This window comes from Candidatus Sarcina troglodytae, assembly GCF_015708635.1.
Classification (GTDB): domain Bacteria; phylum Bacillota; class Clostridia; order Clostridiales; family Clostridiaceae; genus Sarcina; species Sarcina ventriculi.
On sequence record NZ_CP051754.1, the window covers coordinates 845,027 to 865,394 of the forward strand.

Genomic DNA, 20,368 nt, shown 5'->3' on the forward strand with positions numbered 1-20,368 from the left:
ATATATAACTTCTTTATTTTTAATAAATGTTTACCATTTACCAGGATAAGCTACAAGATATAATTTAACGGTCTGTCTTCCAAAATTTAAGCACGCATTTTCAGAATTCATGTATAAATCTATTTTATTTCCTTTTATAGCTCCACCTGTATCAGAGGCTATTGCATATCCATAGCCAGGAATATAAACTTTTGATCCTAAAGGTATAACATTTGGATCTACTGCTATAGTGCTAATACCATCAGGATTTCTAACAGGTTTAAGTCCCATAGCTGTTAAACCACCACCAGTATATGCTGTAGCAACCATAGAGTATTCTGCTATATAAGAACCAACCGAACTTGATGAAGAGATTGTGGAATTTTCAGCATTATTATTAGATGATGAATTTGAACTACTTGATGCTACGCTAGTGGAATTAGATTCCGTAGCAGTATTATTACTAGAGCTTGTACTACTATTTGATGTTTGAGAAGATAGAGATTGTATTTTGTTTTCACCTTCATTTATAGCATTGTTAGCTTTAGTAATAACAGAGTTTGTGCTAAGTTGAGTAACTAATTGCTTTAATGAGTTTACAGCATCTTGTATTTGGCTTATTGAATCACTTGTGTTTATTGTTGAAATAGAATTTGATATTAATTCTTCTTCGTTTGAAGCAATTGTTGAAGCAACTTGTTGTTTTTGTTCATTTAATTCATTTATTTGATTTTGATATTCACTTTGTTTAGTGTTAAGTTCTTCTATACTTGATTTTGTTGAGTTATTTAATTGATTTAATGAATTTTCTTTATTTTGTAAGGTTGTTAAATTACTATTTAATTGTTCTTGTTTAGCATTTAACTCATTTATAAGTTGTTTATCAGCTGAATATATATTAACTACTGCATTCATTCTAGATAAAAATTCACCAAAATTTTTTGACGTAATTAGGTATGTAAGAGCATTTTGAGAACTATCTAGCATGTAAAGACCTCTGATTCTTTGGCCTAATACCTCTTGGTCTTTAGCAATTTGCTCTTTTAATGTATTGATATTGCTTTGAGCTGTTGATATTTCAGCTTTTACATTTTCGATATCGATTGTATTTTGTTTTAGTGTTTCATTTAATTGTTGAATTTCTGTATTTAAATTATCTATGTTTGAACTTAAAGACTTTATTTTGCTATCTAACTCTTGATATTTTGCTTTATTATCGTTTAAGTTTGAGCTAGAAATTGAACTTGCTTGTGTAGTTGTAGTATTAGTAGCACTACTTAACGGTGCTGCCATAACTAAAGTACTAGTGTTGAATAAAATTCCAGATGCAACTAGTACAGATATTAATTTTTTGTTCAAATATATACCTCCCGACTCTTATAAAAAGAAATAAATTATTCATTTTTCCAAGGCCTTTTTTCTCATTATAATATAAAAAAGGAATTAACGCAAATTATACGAAAATATTTAAGAAAAAAATTGAAAAAAAAGGAAGAAAATCAGAAGAATTTATTCAATAATTATTTAAATTTGAAAAAAATATACTTTACCATAAAAATAAGATATAAAGCGGATTTGAAGGGTTATTATAGGATAATATTACTCTAATATATTTAAAATAAAAATAAAAAATGATAAATAATAAATTTTTTTTAAAATTAATTAAAATTTATAAAGTTTTTTTGGGATTATAACAAATAAAATGAAATATTTTCAAGCATAAAATAAGGAAAAAATATGAAATTAAAAATGAATGAAAAGATTCATAAATGAAGAGTTTAAAAATATTTTTTGCTTAATTGTTTTACAAGAATATGCTTTTTATACTATAATAAATACTTATAATAATCTGAGAATAATTAAGTTAAAACCAGAAATTTATTTATGACATAATAAATACATATAATTATGCTAGTATAGTGTATATAAAAATTTAATTTATATTTTATAAACTTAGGATGTGGTTAATTTTATGAATTTTAATATAGTAAGTATAATTTTAGTTTTAATATTTGTGATTCCGATATTTTTAGGATTTATAAAGGGTTTTAATTATAGGAGTGGTAAATATGAGCTTTTTAATTTAGAAAAGGATATTGTTGTTTTAGTAACTATAGTATTAGGTGCTATAAATAGTAATATAATATTAAATATTTTAAATTACATAAAAAGTAATATAGTTTTTTTAAATAATTTAAATGGTTTAGCATATAGAATTTATTATATTATAGGATTTATAATTCTTCTTATAATTTTATATAACATCATAATGCTTTTTATAAGGCTTATAAATCTAATTATATTTGACCCATTATTAAAACTAATAGATAGATTAGGGCAATCTTTAGGTACTGGTTTTACTAGAATTTGCGGTGTAATATTTGCTATTCCAAATTCAATAATAAATATAATAATTGCAGCTTTTATAATAAAAGCTTTATTACTTTTACCTTTACCAACTTATATAATAAATCAAATAGATAATAGTAATATTTATAATTATTTAAATACAAATATAGTAGAGCAAATTACAGATAGCAGTTTAGTTAAAAATTTTCCTAAACTATTAAATAATTCTTTGAAAATAGAAAATGGAAATAATGGAGAATTATCCGATAATAATTCAAATGGTGCTATTACGTATTATAATGGGGTAACATTAGCACAAGCAGTAAAATCATCTCCTGCAATAGATGCAAAAACTCAAGAAATAATTGCTGGAAAAAGAACGGATGAAGCTAAAGCTTATGCAATATATCAATGGGTTGGACAAAATATAACCTATGATAATAAAAAGGCTCAAGAACTTGAAGAAGGTGATGTAAATCTCAAATCAGGTGCTATAGCAGCTTTTGACACAAGAGAAGGAGTTTGTTTTGATTATGCTTCTCTTTATGTAGCAATGGCAAGAGATGCGGGACTTAAAGTAAGGCTTATTACAGGTGAAGGATTTGATGGAACCCAATGGGTTAGCCATGCTTGGAATCAAGTATATATTCCATCACAAAATAAATGGATTAACGTTGATTGTACTTTTTATGATGCAGGAAATTTCTTTAATTCCTCAGATTTTAATGAATATCATAAAGATGCAAGCATTGCAGGACAATGGGGTTAATGAGAAAATGAAAAAACTGTGTTCTTTGATATTAATTTATTAAAGAATACAGTTTTTTATTTATGAATAAATAGGACTTAATATCAGTAAAAGAAAGTAAATTTATATTTAATATAAAAAATAATTAAAATTTCCAATGAAAATATTGACAAAAAAATATGGAATTGATATCATATTAATTGTAAAAAGTAATAATAAATATAATTAATTATTAATAATTAAATTTTTAATAATATATGGAATTAATACCATATAAGGGGGAGTTGTAGTGGGCGAAAAAAAAGAACAAAGAGTAGCTAGAGAAATTTTAAAAAATATAGGGGGGAAGGAAAACATAAAATCTATAGAACATTGTGCAACAAGGTTAAGATTGATACTTAATGATAAGAATTTAATCAATGAAAAAGCAATTGAAAACATTGATGGTGTGAGAGGGCATTTTTTTAAAGCAGCCCAGTTTCAAATAATACTTGGAACTGGATTTGTAAATAAAGTTTACGATGTTTTAATGCAAGATGGTGTAGAAAAAGGTGATGTAAAAGCAGATGTATATAGTGATATGTCAGTACTTCAGAAGATTTCTAGAACTTTTGGAGATATATTTTTGCCTATAATACCAGTTTTGGTTGCGACAGGGTTATTTATGGGGATAAGAGGCATGTTAACTACTGCTGGTATAATGCAAAGTGGTGGGACATTGTATACATTAACGGAAGTATTAACAGATACAGCTTTTGCTTTTTTACCTGCTTTAATTGCGTGGTCAGCATGTAAAAAATTTGGAGGAACACCTGTTATAGGAATAATTATAGGGCTTATGCTTGTTGCACCACAACTTCCAAATGCATATTCTGTTGCGTCAGGGATAGTGGAGCCGTTACATTTAAGTTTATTAGGAATTAATATCCCAATAACAGGATATCAAGGTTCAGTGCTTCCGGCTTTATGTTTAGGAATTATAGCAGCTAAATTAGAAAAAAATATAAGAAAAGTAGTTCCAGATGTTATAGACTTAATAGTAACGCCATTTATAACTTTATTGATTACTGTAACGGTAGGTTTACTAATTGTAGGGCCTATAATGCATATAGTTGAAAATGGCTTATTAATGTTATTTGAAGGTTTAATAGCACTTCCATTTGGAATAGGTGGTTTTATAATAGGTGGAACTTATCAAGGTATAGTTGTAACTGGTCTTCATCAAATGTTTAATGCTTTTGAGATTAACTTGATTTCAAACACAGGAGTAGATGCATTTAATGGAATAATCACAGGAACAATTATGGCACAAGGTGCTGCAGCTTTAGCAGTAGCTTTAAGAACTAGAAATAAGAAAAAACGTTCTTTCTATTTATCAGCATCAATACCAGCCTTTTTCGGTATAACAGAACCTGCTATATTTGGAGTTAATTTAATATTATTCAAACCATTTGTTTATGCTTTAATAGGTGGTGCAGCATCTGGTGGATTTGCAGCATTTATGAAACTTGCAGCAGATGGTATGGGAGTTACAGCGGTTCCAGGTTCATTACTTTATATAGGAACTGGAAAAATAGGAACTTATTTAATAGCAAACGCAATAGGATTTTTAATAGCTTTTTGCTTAACTTATTTCTTATTTAATCCTAATAAAGAAAATAAAAGTAATCTTAGTGCTTTAGAGGGAGAAGAAGTGATGAATTAATTTAAAGAATAAGTTAACTAAATGTGGTTAACTTATTCTTTAATTACTTTATTAAGAGGTGGTTTTTTATAGCATACAGGAGGAAGAAAATGAAGGTAACTATTCAAGATATAGCAAATATGACTGGAGTATCTAAAAGTACTGTATCTAGATATTTAAATGGGGGTTATGTAAGCGTAGAAAATACAAAAAAAATAGCCAAAGTTATAAAAAAGACAGGCTATCAAACTAATTTTTTTGCTAAAAGATTAAAAAGTAAAAAGAGTGGTCTTATTGGAATAATAATGCCCAGAATAGATTCTTTTACAGCGAGCAAAATATTAAAGGGGATAGTTGAAAAGATAGAAAAGGAGGGGTATCAACCTATAATTTTAACTAGTGATTTAGATAAGGAAAAGGAATTAAATTGTATAAACAAATTATATTTAGAAGGAATGGATGGAATAATAGGTATGTCATTTGCTATTTCACAAGAACATGTGAAGCTTGTAAATAAGTTGCCTATTCCAGTTATATTTACTGGACAAGAAAAGTATGGTGTAAATTGTATAAGCATAGATGATTATAAAGCTGGGAATATTATGGGGGACTTTGTTAGAGAACAAGGGCATAAAAATATAGTTTATATGGGGGTAAATGAAAATGATATAGCTGTTGGAATAAATAGAAAAAAGGGTTTTTTTGATGCTTTTAATAGTGATTTTACTATAAATTATGTGGAAACAGATTTTAGTTTTAAAAGTGCTTATGAAAATTCACATAAGGCAGTTTATTTTAATCCAAGCATTATAGTTTGTGCCACAGATAATATTGCAATTGGTGTAAATAGATATCTTATGGAGAAACAAATAAAAGTCCCAGAAACTATTTCGATTGCGGGTTTTGGTGGTTATGACATAGGAACTGCTATTCATCCATCGCTTACAACAGTAAGTTTTGATTATGAATTTTTAGGTTTTGAAGCAGCAGATAGAATGGTTTCATTTATAGAGGAAAAAAGTTTTAAGGAATTAAGAGATGTGCCAATTCAATTAGTAAAGAGGGATAGTGTACGGAAATTATAATAAGTGGTAAAATAAAAAATATAAGGGTGTAAAATATTATGAAATTTAAGGGTATTTTAGATATAAATAAAGATTCAAAAGAATTTTATAAAAAAGAAAAAAATAATGAAAATTTTAGAAATAATTATCATTTTCAACCACCATTTGGTCTTATAAATGATCCTAATGGATTAAGTTTTTTTAATGGTGAATATAATATATTTTTTCAATGGAATCCATTTACTTGCGAGCATAAATTTAAACATTGGGGGCTTATTAAAACTAAAGATTTTATAAATTATACTATTCCTAAAGTAGTTTTAGCACCGGTGGATTATTATGATAAAAATGGATGTTATTCAGGAAGTGCAATCGAAAGAAATGGAGTATTAGAACTTTTATATACAGGAAATGTTAAAGACGAGAATGGTAATAGATTATCTTATCAATGTGCAGCTATCATGAATAAAGATGGAGATGTAAAAAAATTAGGTGCGGTATTAGATTCTGTTCCTAAGGGATATACTTCTCATTTTAGAGACCCTAAAGTATATTTTAAAAATGGAAAATATTATTTTATAATAGGGGCTCAAACAGACAAATTAAAGGGTAGGGTTTTATTATATTCTTCATTAGATATGAGAAAATGGAGTCTAGAGGGAGAAGTCAAGACTCATTTAGAAAATTTTGGATATATGTGGGAGTGTTCTAATATAGTAACTTTAAAAGATAAGGATGTTTTAATCTTTTCTCCCCAAGGATTAAAGAAAGAGGAATTTAAGTATCAAAACATATATCAATCAGGGTATATTATAGGAAAATTAAATTATGATACTTTAAAGTTTAATCATGATGAGTTCTGTGAATTAGATATGGGATTTGATTTTTATGCACCTCAAATTTTTGAAGATGATAAAAATAGGATTTTAATGATTGGATGGATGGGTGTACCAGAACAAGATGAGGACAAGCATATAAGTTTAAAGGAAAATTGGATACATTGTTTAACTATTCCAAGAAAATTAACTTTGAAAAACAATAAAATATATCAAAATCCAATAGATGAGATAAAACAATTAAGAGAAAAAATGTTTTTTTGTAGAGATAACTTTATTGAGGAATCTTTAGAATTTTCTAATATAAATAAAAATTCTTATGAGTTTATTTTAGAGTTAAAAGATAGTAGGAATTTAAATTTTAAAATAGAAATGTTTAAAGGTGAAGAAGAACATTTTGATTTATATTTTAATGATGGGATTTGTGTAATAAGTAGAGAAAATATATTGCAGGGACCTCATGGAATTAGAAAATTTATATTAAATAAAAGCAATAATTTAAAATTACATGGATTTATTGATAAATCTGCTGTTGAAATTTATATAAATGATGGAGAATATGTTTTATCATCTAGAGTTTTTGTGAAAATGAATAGCACAGGATTAAAATTAAATGGATTAGGTGAAAAACTTAATATAAATAAGCTAGAAATTTGGACATTGAAGGGAGTAAATTATAATGAATAAAGTATTTTGTATTGGTGAACTTTTAATAGATTTTATAGGTAAAGATATAGGAAAAGGATTAGAAAAGGGAAACAATTTTGAGAAAAAAGCAGGAGGAGCTCCTGCAAATGTTGCAGCTGCTGTATCAAAACTTGGAGGAGAGTCTTACTTTTTAGGTCAAGTAGGAAATGATTCTTTCGGAAGATATTTAGTTAAAATGCTTAAAGAAGTTAATATAAACACTGATATGACAGTTATGGAAGGACATACAACTTTAGCTTTTGTTGCAATAGATGAAAATGGTGAAAGAAACTTTGAGTTTATAAGAGGGGGAGATGGAGAATACTCTTTTTCAAGTATAAATACTAATATAATAAAGAATAAAGATATTATTCATTTTGGTTCTGCAACAGGTTTTTTAGATGGTGAGCTTAAAAACACATATTATAAATTATTAAATCATGCTTTAGATAAAAAAGCTTTTGTATCTTTTGATCCTAATTATAGGGATGCGTTAATATTAGAAGATAGATTAGAACAATTTGTGCTTGATTGTAAAAATTTCATTGAAAAAGCAGATTTTATAAAATTAAGTGATGAAGAAATAAAAATAATAACTAAAAAAGAAGATTTAAATGAAGGGGTTTCAGAACTTCATAAAATAGGAGCAAAAGTAGTTGCTATAACTTTAGGTAGTCAAGGAACATTGATAAGTAATGGTCTAAACTCAGCAATAATTCCATCAATAGAAATAAAGCAGGTAGATTCAACAGGAGCTGGAGATGCTTTTGTAGGAGCTGTTTTAAAAAAGGTTAATGAGATAGATAATAAAGATGAAATAAGTTTTGAAAAATGGAAGGAAATAATAGCTTATGCTAATAGAGTAGGGGCTATAACTTGTACTAATTATGGAGCAATAGATTCTATTCCGACAGAAAAAGATTTAGAAGGATATTTAGTTAAATAAGATTTAAGACAAGCTATAACAATTGTTATTGTTATAGCTTTTTATTTTAAAGAATTTCTATTTGATTTTATAAATAATTAATGAGAATAAAAGAGAAGTCTAAAAAAAACAAGGTATTTAAATGTGAACAATTTTATTTAGTAAAACAGGGGTATTTTCATTGTAGAATTTACTTATTGTAAATGTTAGAATAGTTTTGTATTTGAATTTAGAACAATATAAAGGAGGGAGTATATAAGAAACTGGGGTTAAGTTTTTTATAAATTGTAATGAATAATAATATAACAAAAGGGACTATTCTTCTTATTATAAGTGCTTTAGGATATGCTGGAATGGGGATGTTTATAAAGTTATCTGGAGATATTCCTGTAATTCAAAAGGTTTTTTTTAGAAATCTTCCATGTCTGTTTTTAGCTATATTTCTTTTAGTTAAAAATAAAGAATCTGTTTTGGGGCATAGAGGAAATAGAAAGATATTACTTCTAAGAGGTTGTATTGGAACACTAGGAGCTTTAGCTAACTTTTATGCTGTAGATAAACTTATGCTTCCTAATGCAACTATGCTAAATCAGTTAGGTCCGTTTTTTATAATAATATTTAGCTTTTTGTTTTTAAAAGAAAAAATAAAAAGATTTCAAATTGGAGCTTTGTCAATGGCATTTATTGGTGTTGTTATAATACTTGGACCTGGGTCTACTATGCCTATATTTCCAGCCGTTATGGCAATTTTAGGAGCTGTTTCAATAGGTATTGCGTTTACGTGTGTAAGATATTTAGGTGGGAAAGAAAGTATTCAAACAATAGTATTTTGGTTTGCTATAGTATCGATATCAGTTGGTGGTATATATATGATATTTGATTACGCACCAATGACTACAATTCAAACAATATATTTATTATGTGCAGGTATTTGCACAATTTTTGGACAATTTGGTACAACCCTTGCATATAAATATGCAGCTGCTAAAGATATATCTATATTTGGGTATAGCCAAGTTATATTTGCTACAATATTTTCAGTTTTGGTATTTAGTCAGATACCGGGAGAAAATAGTATAATAGGTTATATAATAGTTATTGCAGCTGCAGGAGTAAGTTATTTTTATAATAAAAAAGTGGATAGACAAAAAATATAGAAAATTTATTTTGTACATAAGATGCCTTAAAAGATACTCTTTTAAGGTGTTTTTTATAAATTGAAATTCAAGCTTTAATTGATAATTATCTATATGTATAAAAAATAATGTATTAGCTATATATTTATAAGCCAATATTATAATATAAAAATTGACAAGGATAATATATAGATTATATACTTAATATAGAAAAATATCTATATAAGGAGAAGAAATGGAAAATACATATGAGATAAATGCTAAAATTTTTAAAGCACTTGGAAATTCTAGTAGATTAAAAATAATTAATATGTTATCTCAAGGAGAAATGTGTGCATGCTCTATATTAAGAGAATTTAATTTTACTCAACCAACATTATCACACCATATGAATGTTCTTATGGAATGCAAATTAGTTGTTTGTAGGAAAGATGGTGTATGGAGTTATTATAGTTTAAATATTACAAATGGGAACAAGTTAGTTTTGTTTTTAATGAATATAATTACAGATACTAATGATAGTATAAAGGAGAATTGTTTCTAATGTTTATAATATAAAATCGAAGATAAAATAATTTTAGGAGGATGATTATGTTAAATACAATAAAAGGATTTGTAAGTTCAGGCGAACTTTTAAAGGGAGGATTTGGAATAGAGCTAGAATCTTTAAGGATAGATAAAGATGGGATTTTATCTTCAAAAGAACATCCAGATGTTTTTGGTGATAAATTAGAGAATCCATATATAACAACAGATTTTTCTGAAAGTCAAGTTGAGATGATAACACCTGTTATGAAAACCTCTAAAGAAGTTTTTGATGCTTTAAATGTTTTGTATGATATAGTTTCGCTAGAAATTGGAAAAGAGTATTTATGGCCAGAATCTATGCCAAGCATTATAGGCGAAAACATAAATATAGCCAAATATTCTTCAAATAAGAAGGGGAACGAAGCTAGAAGTTATAGAGAAGGATTAGCTAAGAAATATGGGGTGAAAAAGCAACTTATTTCAGGAATACATTATAACTTTTCATTTAATGAGACTGTTATAAAGAAATTGTATGAAAAAAGAGAAGATAAAAATGTATCTTATAGAGATTTTAAAGATTCGATATATTTAAAGGTTACAAGGAATTATTTAAGATATAGATGGTTTATTGTGTACTTATTAGGTGCATCTCCAATAATACATGAAAGTTATGAAAAAGATGACTTAAATAAAATTAATAAAATTAATTGTGATATATATGGAGATAAGGAAGCTATATCTTATAGAAATAGTAAATTAGGTTATAAAAATAGCACAAATTTATATGCTGATTATGATAGTGTTAGAGGGTATATAGAGAGCTTAGATAGCTTTGTTTATAATAATTATATATCAAATTATAAGGAGTTTTATAGTCAAATAAGATTAAAAGCTAAGGATAATAGTAACATTAAAGAATCTCTTTTAAAAGATGGTATAAATTATTTAGAAATAAGAAGCATAGACATTAATCCTTTGGAAAGAGTGGGAATAAGTTTAAATGATTTAAAATTTGTACATTTATTTACATTATTTTTGCTTAATGAAGAGGAAAACTCATATAAGTTATGGCAAGAAGAAGCTTTAAAAAATCAATTAGATATAAGTATTTTAGGTTTGGCAGATGTAAATCTTTTAAGGAATGGAGAAAGTATTTCTAAAAGACAATGGGCTCATTATATACTAGAGAAAATGTCTATCATAAATAGTGATTTTAACTTAAATTTAGATGAAATAATAGAAGAAAAAAAAGAAATGGTTAATGATTATAGAAAAACTTATGCTTACAAAATAAAAGATGAAGTAAGCAAGCAAGGGTTTATGAATTTTAACTTAAATCTTTCAAAAAAATATAAAAAAGAAGCATATAATAACAGATTTAGACTTCAGGGATTTGAGGACTTAGAACTTTCAACTCAAATACTTATGAAAGAAGCTATAAAAAGAGGAATAAAGACAACGGTAGTAGATAGAAATGATAATTTTATATCTCTGGAAAGAGGAGGTAAAAAGGAATATGTAAAACAAGCAACTAAAACTTCTAAGGATAGTTATATAACAGTTTTGATTATGGAAAATAAAGTAGTAACTAAAAAAGTTTTAGCTGAAAATAATATAAAAGTGCCAAATGGCAAAGAGTTTACTAATATAGAAGAAGCAAAATTAAATATAGATGATTTTATAGGAAAACCTTCTGTTATTAAGCCAAAATCTACAAATTTTGGTTTAGGGATAAGTATATTCCCAGATGGAGCTTCTAAAAATGATTTGCATGAAGGATTAAAACTTGCTTTTAATAACGATAATACCGTTTTGGTAGAAGAATTTATAAAGGGAAAAGAGTATAGATTTTTAGTTATTGATGATAAAGTTTGTGGTATACTCCATAGAGTTCCTGCTAATTGTATTGGAGATGGGAAAAAGAGCATAAGAGAATTAATAGATATAAAAAATCAAAGTTCTCTAAGAGGTAAAGGTTATAAAAAGCCATTAGAAAAGATAGCTTTAGATGATAATGCTAAACTATTTTTAAAACAAAGAGGATTGGATTTTGACTATATTCCGAAAAAAGATGAGGTTGTTTATCTAAGGGAAAACTCTAATATAAGTACTGGAGGAGATAGTATAGACTATACTGATTTAATTCCAGAGAAGTTTAAAGAAATAGCTATAAAAGCTGCAAGAGCTGCAAAAGCAAAGATTTGTGGCGTAGATATGATGCTAGAGGATTATAAAAGCGAGGATTCTCCTTATGCTATAATTGAGATTAATTTTAATCCAGCAATTCATATACATTCATATCCTTACAAGGGAACAGAGAGGAATATAGCAAAAGAAGTTTTGAAACTTTTAAACCTTATATAAGTAAAATTGAAAATTTTTATTGCAGAGGTATTAAAAATAATAATATTATTATTTTTAATACCTTTTTTCATGAATTGAAATAAGTAATAGAAGGGATAATAAGAATAAAATTTATATAAGTATTATAACTTAACATAGTTAAAAATAAAATTTAGAGGCAATTATTTGATGTATAATTAAAGTAATACAAAGCCTAGTGATAGTTATAGGGAGGTGATTTTATGGATCCAAGAACACATGTTATAATTGCCAAAAAAATATATAATGCATTAGATCCACAAAAAAAATCTATTATTAAGAAAAAAAATTTTATATATGGAAATATAAAGCCTGATTTGGTTTCAAAATATAAATTAAGGAAACATTATAGAAAAGAGTCTTATGAAGTAATATTAGAAAAAATAGAAAAATTATCAAAAATAAATAGCTTAGATGAAATACAGAAAAAAAAATATTTTTGTAACTTTAGTCAAGAACTTGGAGTTATTTGTCATTTTATATGTGATTTTTTTTGTGTACCGCATGATGAGAGATGGGAATTTAAGCATAGCATGTTTATTCATATTGCTTATGAAAAAAAACTAAACTTTATAGCAAGGAAGTATAGTTTTGAAAAAAATATAGATATAAATTTAAATTCTTTCGACGATGTAAAAGACTTTTTAAGTGCTATTTATGAAGATTATAAAAAAGATGAATATTTAGATACTTACAAAAGAGATTTGAAATATTCTTATAATATTTGTTTAATAATTATATCTAAAATATTAGATGAAATGATTTATTACTATAAAGAATAATACAAAAAGTATAATTTGATTAAATTTACATTTTAAGTGTAAGTTTAATTAAATTATAAAAAATAATAAAACTGAATTGATAAAATACATTTTTTGAAAAAAGTTAATGAATTTTATTTGTTATTAAAAAAATAAAAAAAATACTTTACATTTAATATATATATACGTATTATAGTAAAGGAAGAAAAAAATTAAGGAGTGGCAGAGATCATGAATTTTTTCAAAAAATATTCTACTTTTCATAAAATATACTTTATAGTATTCTTTTTTTTCAATATATTCACATTTGGTTTGGGACTATATAATGAAAAATCATTAAGTGCAACGATACTTATTGTTTCGATAGCATCAATTATATCCACTATATCAGGACTTTTTGCAGGAATTTATACAGCAAGGGCAGAAGTTGCAGCTTATGCATGGGGAATAGTAAACAGTTGTTTTTACATATTCATTTCAATTACAAATCATATGTATGCTGAAGTAATACTTTATGTTATATATATGTTACCGATGAACATATATGGATATTTTGCATGGAGAAAAAGTGCAAGACAAACAAAACATGATAATACAACTGAATCAACAATAGAGGTTAGAAGTTTAAGTAAAAAACAAATGGGACTTATAGTGCCAGGAGTGTTAATACTTTGGGGATTATATGCGTTATTTATATATAACCTTCCAAATATATTACAACCAGTATTAGGTTTTAGAATACCTGCTGACCATCTATTTTATATAGATTCATTTACAGCAACTGTAACAATATTTGCAGTTATAGTTTCAACAAAAAGATTTAGAGAAACTTGGTACTTTTGGATACTATCAGATGGTGTAGGAGCAATTCTTTATTTCACATCTTTATTTACTCAAACATCATTTTCAATCAGTTCTTTATCAGGAGCTATGATGTGGATACAATTCTTAACAAATGCCATATATGGTGTTATTGTGTGGAAGAAACTTGATAAAGCTGAACATGGTAAATAATAAATATCAATTTATAAAGGTATGAAATAAGTCTATTTCATACCTTTTAACATATTTAAAAGACTATAAATGTTATTGATATTTTCTATAATTATTAGTATAATTTTATTATTTTTAAGCATTAATATTCATATTAAGAGAAAGATGCATAGAATATTATATATTTTAATCTTATTATTAATTAATATTGTTAAAATAATATAATCTTTAGAAAGGTAAACGTAATTATGGAAAATATATTTAAAAATTTACTTGCTAGTGGAGTAAAATTTTATTATCAAGATCCTAGTATAGAATTTTCAGAGGTTACTAATATAGTTCTTTTGGATGATGAATTTTTAAAAATAGAATTAAATTATAAAGATAAGTATAAAATATCAATAAATAAATTTAAAAATTATCATTCAAAAGACAATATAAATTATTATAATTGGCAAGAAATAAGAGAATTTGATGCACTTTTAAGCGAATACATATATTAATATTAACTTAAAAATCCATTAGTGTAAAACTAATGGATTTTTATTTAAAATTTCATTCTATTATGATAAAATTTTCTTAAGACAAACTTATGATTAAGAGGAGGAGAATATATGAAGACTATTTATAATAAAGAAAGTTATAACAAAGCTTTAGAGGTACCTCTTTCTAAAAAAAATAACTCTGAAAATAAAATTAATAAGGAAATCAATAAAAAAGAAGATATGTTTTTTATTGATGATATTTTTGTAGATGATAAGTTTTATAATTTTAGGAGATTTTGTAGGATTAATAAATATAAAGTGTTAGGTGATTTAAATAGAGATGTTATTAAGCAATTTGAATCTACCAAAGGTATTGGGGTAGGAAAGATAGATGCTATTTTATCTAAATTAAAGGAAATTTATTCAGATAGAGAATATGTATTAAATAAGTTCTATCATTTTAATCATGTAAATATTTCTAATGCTAATCAAGAAATAATTTATGTATTTTGGCAAGATAAGTACAATAAATTTAAAGAATTTTGCAAGGAAAATTCAATAAAATATATAGGACAAATAGATAATAATTTGTTATTTAAGTTTAAAAATATAAAAGGAGTTGGAGAAGGGAAGGTTAGAGATATAGTTTCTATTTTAGAATGTTATGCTATGGATAATGTTAATGGAAATTATGAAGTGTTTGATGTTAAAGATATATATCCATTTGTAAAGGATTTATCGCTTGCAAATTTATGTAATATCTTTGAAATAGAAAACAATGAAAACAATGTTCTAATTAAAGATATACAAGGAAAAAATTTAGAGGATATAAAGAATATAAATAAAGATAATCTGAAAAAATTGTTAAAAAAGATAAATTTATTGAAATCTCCAAATACTATAATAGAAAATTTTCAAATGTCATTAGATGATAGAACGAAGAATATTTTATTTTTAAGATATCATAAGTATAAAACTTTGCAAGATATAGCAAATAAATATGGAATAACAAGAGAAAGAGTTAGACAGATAATATTTATAGCTATAAATAATTTAAAATCTATGATAATAATAGAGAATTTTGTACCTTCCATTAAAATATATACAGGTGATATAAATCATATAAATTATGATAAATTTATAAAAATTGTAGGGAAGGATAAAAGTTATATAATAAATATTTTAATTAAAGAAGAAATAATAAAATTTAATAATATTTATTGTTAAAGTGGGGTGAAGAATGCTTGAATGTGGACTTAGAGGATATAATTTCTAAAGTATATACAAGTAAATATAATAGAGAAAATGCATTTAGTGGAGAATTTGAAAATGTATTTTATAGATTTATAGGAGTAGAAGATACTAATAATTACAATAATATTTTAAAAAAGATTCAAAAAAAGGTTAATGAAAATATTGATGTAACGATTGTATTTGATAATTCTATTGATTTGCTTGGAGAAATGGAGCTTATAGAATATATATATAAAGAAATAGAAAGTATGGATGTATATAATATTTCTAAAGAGCAGATAAATATTTTAAACAATATAGAAATAAATAATAAGTTTTTAAAGGCTTTAGAATATGTTTGTAATTTATCTATAAATAATGAAAATTTCTTTAGTGAAAGTGTAAGAAATAATTTTATAACAAAACTTATAGTATGGGGATATAGTTATTTAAGAAATATTAATTTTGATAAAGAGATAAACCCTAAGTGTATTTATTACGGTGATATCGAAAGACATAGTATTTACTTTTTAATATTGCTTTATTTGATGGGATTTGATGTGATTTATATAAATCCTTTAAAAGAAGAATTTTTTAATGAAATAGATAGAGATAATTTAAGCAAATGCATAAAGTATTTAAATATATTAAGTGTAGAATCTTTTGATTATAGAGCATCAAAGGGAGAAGATATAGAAAAAACTCAGACTATAACAAAACAAATACAAAAAGATATACAAGATACGCTCTTTTCTGATATTGATATATTTAAGGCATGGCAATTTAGAGGCGGATATACAAAGTCAATACTTTTAGATACTATTTTAGAGGATATATATACTTACTTTAGTGAACCAGCAAAATTAAGAGAGGGATTTAAAGTAGATAAAAATATAAATACTGTAAAAATACCTTGCTTTTTTTATAAGATAGATGGAGAATATAAGGATATATTGAATTATCAAAAACTTGTAAAATATTGTGTTGAAAATTCAGATACACTTTTTTTTAATACAGGATATATATCAAAGGATGAAAATTTTAATGATGATATGTATAAATTAATGTTTTTAAGATTAGGAGACGGGACTTTTGATATAGATGTAATAAAAAAACTTCCTATATATAAATTTTCAAAATATAGTGAAGAAACTCAAAATTTTTTATTAAAAAAATTTAATGAAACTATTTTAGATAAGAGTTTGTTTACTAAACCGTTAAAGGATACAGAAATTTTAAAATTATTATCCTTAGTATTGTCATTAAATGACCTTATAGTAAGGCACATAGATAACTTTGATTTTACATCTAATGTTCCTAAAATAGTTATATATTTAGATGATGAAAATGTAATTTCAGATTCTATGGTTATGATTTTGGCATATATTCACAAAATAGGTTTGGATATAATTATATTTAATCCATCAGGTCTTAGCAATTTAGGTAAAATAATAAGAAATGATAGATTTAATTATATAAGGCTTGAAAAAATGGAATATGAATCAAAATATAAAAAACTTATGTTAACAAAAAATATAAAAGGAAAAGTAGGTGCTATATCTAAATTTTTTAAATTTTAGTGCTTAGAATACAATTTAAGTAATGATTATTATATAATATAATATCAAAAATAATAATTAATAATAAGGAGATTAATAGATTTATGAATGAAAATGATATGTTTAATTTAGAAAATAATAATGGATTTAATGATAAAAATAATAATAATGATTTCAATATGAATAATCAAGGAAACAATATAAATTATGGAAGTGGACAAAATTATAACCAAGGTAATATGCAAAATACTCAGTATATAAACAACAATAATTATTCAAATTTCAATATGAATCAAAATCAAACAAATGGAAATTTGATGAATATGAATAATATGCAAAATAATATGGATAATAATAGCATGGTAAGTGACGATTCAATATTTAATCAAATGGATGAATATAAAACGCATTTAAGGTCTTTAAAAGAAGTTCAAGACTTAACTAGTGAAGTTAATGTAGAAAACCCAAACTCAATACTTCAATTTGGTCAAAGAGCAAGTGAAGGAATATCTAAAGTATCAGACGAACTATTAAATTCAATGAAAGCTGTAAAAACTGAGGAAGCAACAGAGATGCTTAGTAGTTTAACAAGAATAATGGATAAGTTTGATGTTAAGGAACTTCAAAACCAAGATGGAAAAGAAGGGAAAATATCTTTCTTTGGTAAAATGTTTAAAAAAGTTCAAACATCAGTAGCAGACCTTTTCCAAAAATATGATACTATGGGTATAGAAGTTGAAAAAGTGTATGTAATTCTTAGGAAATATGAAGGAGAAATACGAGAATCAAATAATAGACTTAAAAGATTATTTGATGGCAATGTAGAATATTATAAGCTTTTAGAAAAGTATATTGTAGCTGGAGAACTTGCGATTGAAGAGATTGATAATTATATAAATCAGTATAATTTGGCAAATAATATAAATGAAGAAGAAAAACGTATGATGATGCAACGATTAGAACTATCTAAAGAGATGTTATCACAAAGAGTTTATGATTTGAGAGTTGCTGAAAATGTTGCTATACAAGCTGTTCCTGCAATACAAAATATTCAAATGTCAAATTTTAATTTAATGAGAAAGATAAATTCATCATTTATAATAACTCTTCCTATTTTTAAACAATGTCTAGCTCAAGCAATAATTCTTAAAAGACAAGAGATTCAAGCTAAATCAATTAAACAATTAGATGATAAAACAAATGAACTTCTTCAAAGAAACGCAGCTAATACAGCAGCACAATCAGTAAGAATAGCTAAAATGGCATCATCAAGTTCTATAAATATAGAAACTTTAGAAAAAACTTACAATACTATATTAAAAGGAATAGAAGAAACAAAAGCCATAGAAGAGGCTAACAGGATTCAAAGGAATGAAAATATAGGAAGATTAGAGAATATAAAGAAAGATTTAAAAGGTAAGATAGTTATATAATTGAACAAATTATAAATAAATATATTTAAAAGATAAAATAATAAAAATTTTCATATTATGCTTATATTAATCAATATACTATATGTTGACACAAGGCATTAATGTGTTACAATTATGCTAATATCATAATATGAAAATTTAACATAAATTAATACTGTAATTTTAGTATTTTTATTAAATTAAGAATTATATTGTTTAGAGAATGATTCATAAGATATTAAAAGATTTTTTATTAAAAAAGGAGGGCTAAATTATGGCTATAAATTTGGGAAGTGGATTTTCAAGTAATAATCAATCAGGAGTATTGAATTTAAAGAAAAATGATATTTTAAATTTAACTAAAAAAGAGCCAGGATTAGAAAAAGTTGTATTAGGTGCAGGATGGGATATATCTTTAAATGGAAGTACTTTCGATTTAGATATATCAGCTTTTTTATTAGGGCAAAATGCAAAGGTGAATAATGTAAATGAAGATGTTATCTATTTTAATAATATGAATAGCCAAGGGATAAAGTTATGTGGAGATAATAGAACTGGAGTTGGAGAAGGTGATGATGAAAGAATAGAGATAGATTTAAGACAAATAAAAGAGAGTGTGTCAAAAATTATTTTTGTGGTTACAATATTTGAGGCTAGAGAGAAAAGACAAACTTTTGGCATGATAGATAATTCATATATAAGACTTTTAGATGAGAAAAATGGTGAAAAAGAAATTTGTAGATTTAATCTAAAGGAAAATGGCTCAACAGCTACAGCTGTGGTATTTGCGGAGCTTTTTAAAGAAAACAATGAGTGGCATTTTAAGGCTTTAGGTGATGGTAAGATTGCAGATTTAAATGGAATATTAAGTTTATATATGTAAAGTTAACTCTATGTGTTAGTAAAGGGAGTGGAGTATATGGCATTTAATTTTTTTAAAAAGCTTATAGGGGTTGACTCTCAAGAAGAAAATATTAAATATAGTGATTTAAGGACGAATCCATCTAATCAAAGTGGAAATGATTGTACTGGAGTCTTAAATTTAAAGAAAAATGATGTTTTAGATTTAACTAAAAGAAATCCAAGTTTAAACAATTTAGTATTAGGTGCAGGATGGGATTCTAGTAGAATAGGAGCTAATATCGATTTAGATTTAATAGCTTTTTTATTAGATAGTAATGGAAAGTTAGTAAAATCAGATAAAAATATCGTTTATTATGGATCTAAAAAGGCAAAAGGGATATTTTTAAATGGAGATAATTTAACAGGTGAGGGAGAAGGCGATGATGAAAAAATATTTGTTAATTTATCAGAGATAGTTCCAGAATGTAAAAGAATAGTATTTGCAGTAGTAATATATCAAGGGCATGAGAGAAGACAAAGTTTTAAAATGATAAAGAGATGCTATGTAAGGTTATTAGATGCAAACAATAATGAAAAAGAGATTTGTAGATATAATTTATCAGAAGATGGTAAAAACAATACAGCAATAATATTTGCAGACCTTTATAGAGAAGGGGAAGAATGGAATTTTTCGGCTTTAGGTGAATTAAAGCAAAGCTCTATAAGAAGTTTATACAATTCTTATAAAGGTTAAAGGAGAGAAA

Annotated in this window: 17 protein-coding genes; 16 read left to right on the forward strand and 1 reads right to left on the reverse strand. The window is 25.4% G+C overall.

What is annotated here, in order from left to right; all coding sequences use genetic code 11:
- Positions 1–30: 30 nt before the first annotated feature.
- Positions 31–1,338 carry a 3D domain-containing protein gene (locus HH195_RS03695; protein ID WP_196371623.1) on the reverse strand — a complete coding sequence of 436 codons (1,308 nt, stop codon included), beginning with the start codon at positions 1,336–1,338 and terminating at the stop codon, positions 31–33.
- Between the two features lie 613 nt (positions 1,339–1,951).
- On the opposite strand from HH195_RS03695, the gene HH195_RS03700 reads away from it, so the two are divergent.
- From HH195_RS03700 to HH195_RS03775, 16 genes are all read left to right on the forward strand, one after another.
- Entirely contained in the window at positions 1,952–3,097 is a 1,146-nt protein-coding gene (locus tag HH195_RS03700; protein ID WP_196371624.1) for a transglutaminase-like domain-containing protein, read from the forward strand.
- Positions 3,098–3,365: 268 nt separating this feature from the next.
- Positions 3,366–4,781: a PTS transporter subunit EIIC gene (locus HH195_RS03705; protein WP_196371625.1), complete on the forward strand. Its 1,416-nt coding sequence runs from the start codon at positions 3,366–3,368 to the stop codon at positions 4,779–4,781.
- A 68-nt stretch (positions 4,782–4,849) separates the two neighbouring features.
- Entirely contained in the window at positions 4,850–5,845 is a 996-nt protein-coding gene (locus HH195_RS03710; RefSeq protein WP_256437754.1) for a LacI family DNA-binding transcriptional regulator, read from the forward strand.
- Between the two features lie 38 nt (positions 5,846–5,883).
- The gene (locus tag HH195_RS03715; protein WP_196371627.1) at positions 5,884–7,347 is read left to right on the forward strand and encodes a glycoside hydrolase family 32 protein; all 1,464 of its coding nucleotides are present in this window, start codon (positions 5,884–5,886) and stop codon (positions 7,345–7,347) included.
- Positions 7,340–8,293, forward strand: a complete 954-nt coding sequence (locus HH195_RS03720) for a carbohydrate kinase family protein (protein WP_196371628.1) — start codon at positions 7,340–7,342, stop codon at positions 8,291–8,293. The genes HH195_RS03715 and HH195_RS03720 overlap by 8 nt, the downstream gene beginning before the upstream one ends.
- A gap of 269 nt (positions 8,294–8,562) precedes the next feature.
- The gene (locus HH195_RS03725) at positions 8,563–9,429 is read left to right on the forward strand and encodes a DMT family transporter (RefSeq protein WP_196371629.1); all 867 of its coding nucleotides are present in this window, start codon (positions 8,563–8,565) and stop codon (positions 9,427–9,429) included.
- Between the two features lie 214 nt (positions 9,430–9,643).
- Positions 9,644–9,952, forward strand: a complete 309-nt coding sequence (locus tag HH195_RS03730; protein ID WP_055257934.1) for an ArsR/SmtB family transcription factor — start codon at positions 9,644–9,646, stop codon at positions 9,950–9,952.
- A gap of 47 nt (positions 9,953–9,999) precedes the next feature.
- Complete coding sequence (gene gshAB, locus HH195_RS03735) at positions 10,000–12,300, forward strand: bifunctional glutamate--cysteine ligase GshA/glutathione synthetase GshB (RefSeq protein WP_196371630.1); 2,301 nt, start codon at positions 10,000–10,002, stop codon at positions 12,298–12,300.
- A 221-nt stretch (positions 12,301–12,521) separates the two neighbouring features.
- Positions 12,522–13,100: a zinc dependent phospholipase C family protein gene (locus HH195_RS03740; RefSeq protein WP_196371631.1), complete on the forward strand. Its 579-nt coding sequence runs from the start codon at positions 12,522–12,524 to the stop codon at positions 13,098–13,100.
- A gap of 210 nt (positions 13,101–13,310) precedes the next feature.
- A complete protein-coding gene (pnuC, locus tag HH195_RS03745; protein WP_243278540.1) occupies positions 13,311–14,093 on the forward strand; it encodes a nicotinamide riboside transporter PnuC in 783 nt (260 codons plus the stop codon).
- A 227-nt stretch (positions 14,094–14,320) separates the two neighbouring features.
- On the forward strand, positions 14,321–14,575 hold the full coding sequence (locus HH195_RS03750) for a hypothetical protein (RefSeq protein WP_055257924.1): 255 nt from the start codon (positions 14,321–14,323) through the stop codon (positions 14,573–14,575).
- 111 nt (positions 14,576–14,686) lie between these two features.
- Complete coding sequence (locus HH195_RS03755) at positions 14,687–15,784, forward strand: sigma factor-like helix-turn-helix DNA-binding protein (RefSeq protein ID WP_196371632.1); 1,098 nt, start codon at positions 14,687–14,689, stop codon at positions 15,782–15,784.
- Between the two features lie 23 nt (positions 15,785–15,807).
- On the forward strand, positions 15,808–17,370 hold the full coding sequence (locus tag HH195_RS03760) for a YceG family protein (protein WP_243278559.1): 1,563 nt from the start codon (positions 15,808–15,810) through the stop codon (positions 17,368–17,370).
- Between the two features lie 83 nt (positions 17,371–17,453).
- Complete coding sequence (locus tag HH195_RS03765; protein ID WP_207750878.1) at positions 17,454–18,782, forward strand: toxic anion resistance protein; 1,329 nt, start codon at positions 17,454–17,456, stop codon at positions 18,780–18,782.
- A gap of 253 nt (positions 18,783–19,035) precedes the next feature.
- Complete coding sequence (locus tag HH195_RS03770) at positions 19,036–19,644, forward strand: TerD family protein (protein WP_196371634.1); 609 nt, start codon at positions 19,036–19,038, stop codon at positions 19,642–19,644.
- Between the two features lie 36 nt (positions 19,645–19,680).
- Complete coding sequence (locus tag HH195_RS03775) at positions 19,681–20,358, forward strand: TerD family protein (protein ID WP_196371635.1); 678 nt, start codon at positions 19,681–19,683, stop codon at positions 20,356–20,358.
- Positions 20,359–20,368 lie beyond the last annotated feature (10 nt).

Excerpts from the sequence above, each read along its gene's own strand:
- HH195_RS03700 (WP_196371624.1), top strand. The coding sequence starts at position 1,952 with ATGAATTTTAATATAGTAAGTATAATTTTAGTTTTAATATTTGTGATT.
- HH195_RS03715 (WP_196371627.1), top strand. The coding sequence starts at position 5,884 with ATGAAATTTAAGGGTATTTTAGATATAAATAAAGATTCAAAAGAATTT.
- HH195_RS03720 (WP_196371628.1), top strand. The coding sequence starts at position 7,340 with ATGAATAAAGTATTTTGTATTGGTGAACTTTTAATAGATTTTATAGGT.
- HH195_RS03725 (WP_196371629.1), top strand. The coding sequence starts at position 8,563 with ATGAATAATAATATAACAAAAGGGACTATTCTTCTTATTATAAGTGCT.
- HH195_RS03730 (WP_055257934.1), top strand. The coding sequence starts at position 9,644 with ATGGAAAATACATATGAGATAAATGCTAAAATTTTTAAAGCACTTGGA.
- gshAB (WP_196371630.1), top strand. The coding sequence starts at position 10,000 with ATGTTAAATACAATAAAAGGATTTGTAAGTTCAGGCGAACTTTTAAAG.
- HH195_RS03740 (WP_196371631.1), top strand. The coding sequence starts at position 12,522 with ATGGATCCAAGAACACATGTTATAATTGCCAAAAAAATATATAATGCA.
- pnuC (WP_243278540.1), top strand. The coding sequence starts at position 13,311 with ATGAATTTTTTCAAAAAATATTCTACTTTTCATAAAATATACTTTATA.
- HH195_RS03750 (WP_055257924.1), top strand. The coding sequence starts at position 14,321 with ATGGAAAATATATTTAAAAATTTACTTGCTAGTGGAGTAAAATTTTAT.
- HH195_RS03755 (WP_196371632.1), top strand. The coding sequence starts at position 14,687 with ATGAAGACTATTTATAATAAAGAAAGTTATAACAAAGCTTTAGAGGTA.
- HH195_RS03765 (WP_207750878.1), top strand. The coding sequence starts at position 17,454 with ATGAATGAAAATGATATGTTTAATTTAGAAAATAATAATGGATTTAAT.
- HH195_RS03770 (WP_196371634.1), top strand. The coding sequence starts at position 19,036 with ATGGCTATAAATTTGGGAAGTGGATTTTCAAGTAATAATCAATCAGGA.
- HH195_RS03775 (WP_196371635.1), top strand. The coding sequence starts at position 19,681 with ATGGCATTTAATTTTTTTAAAAAGCTTATAGGGGTTGACTCTCAAGAA.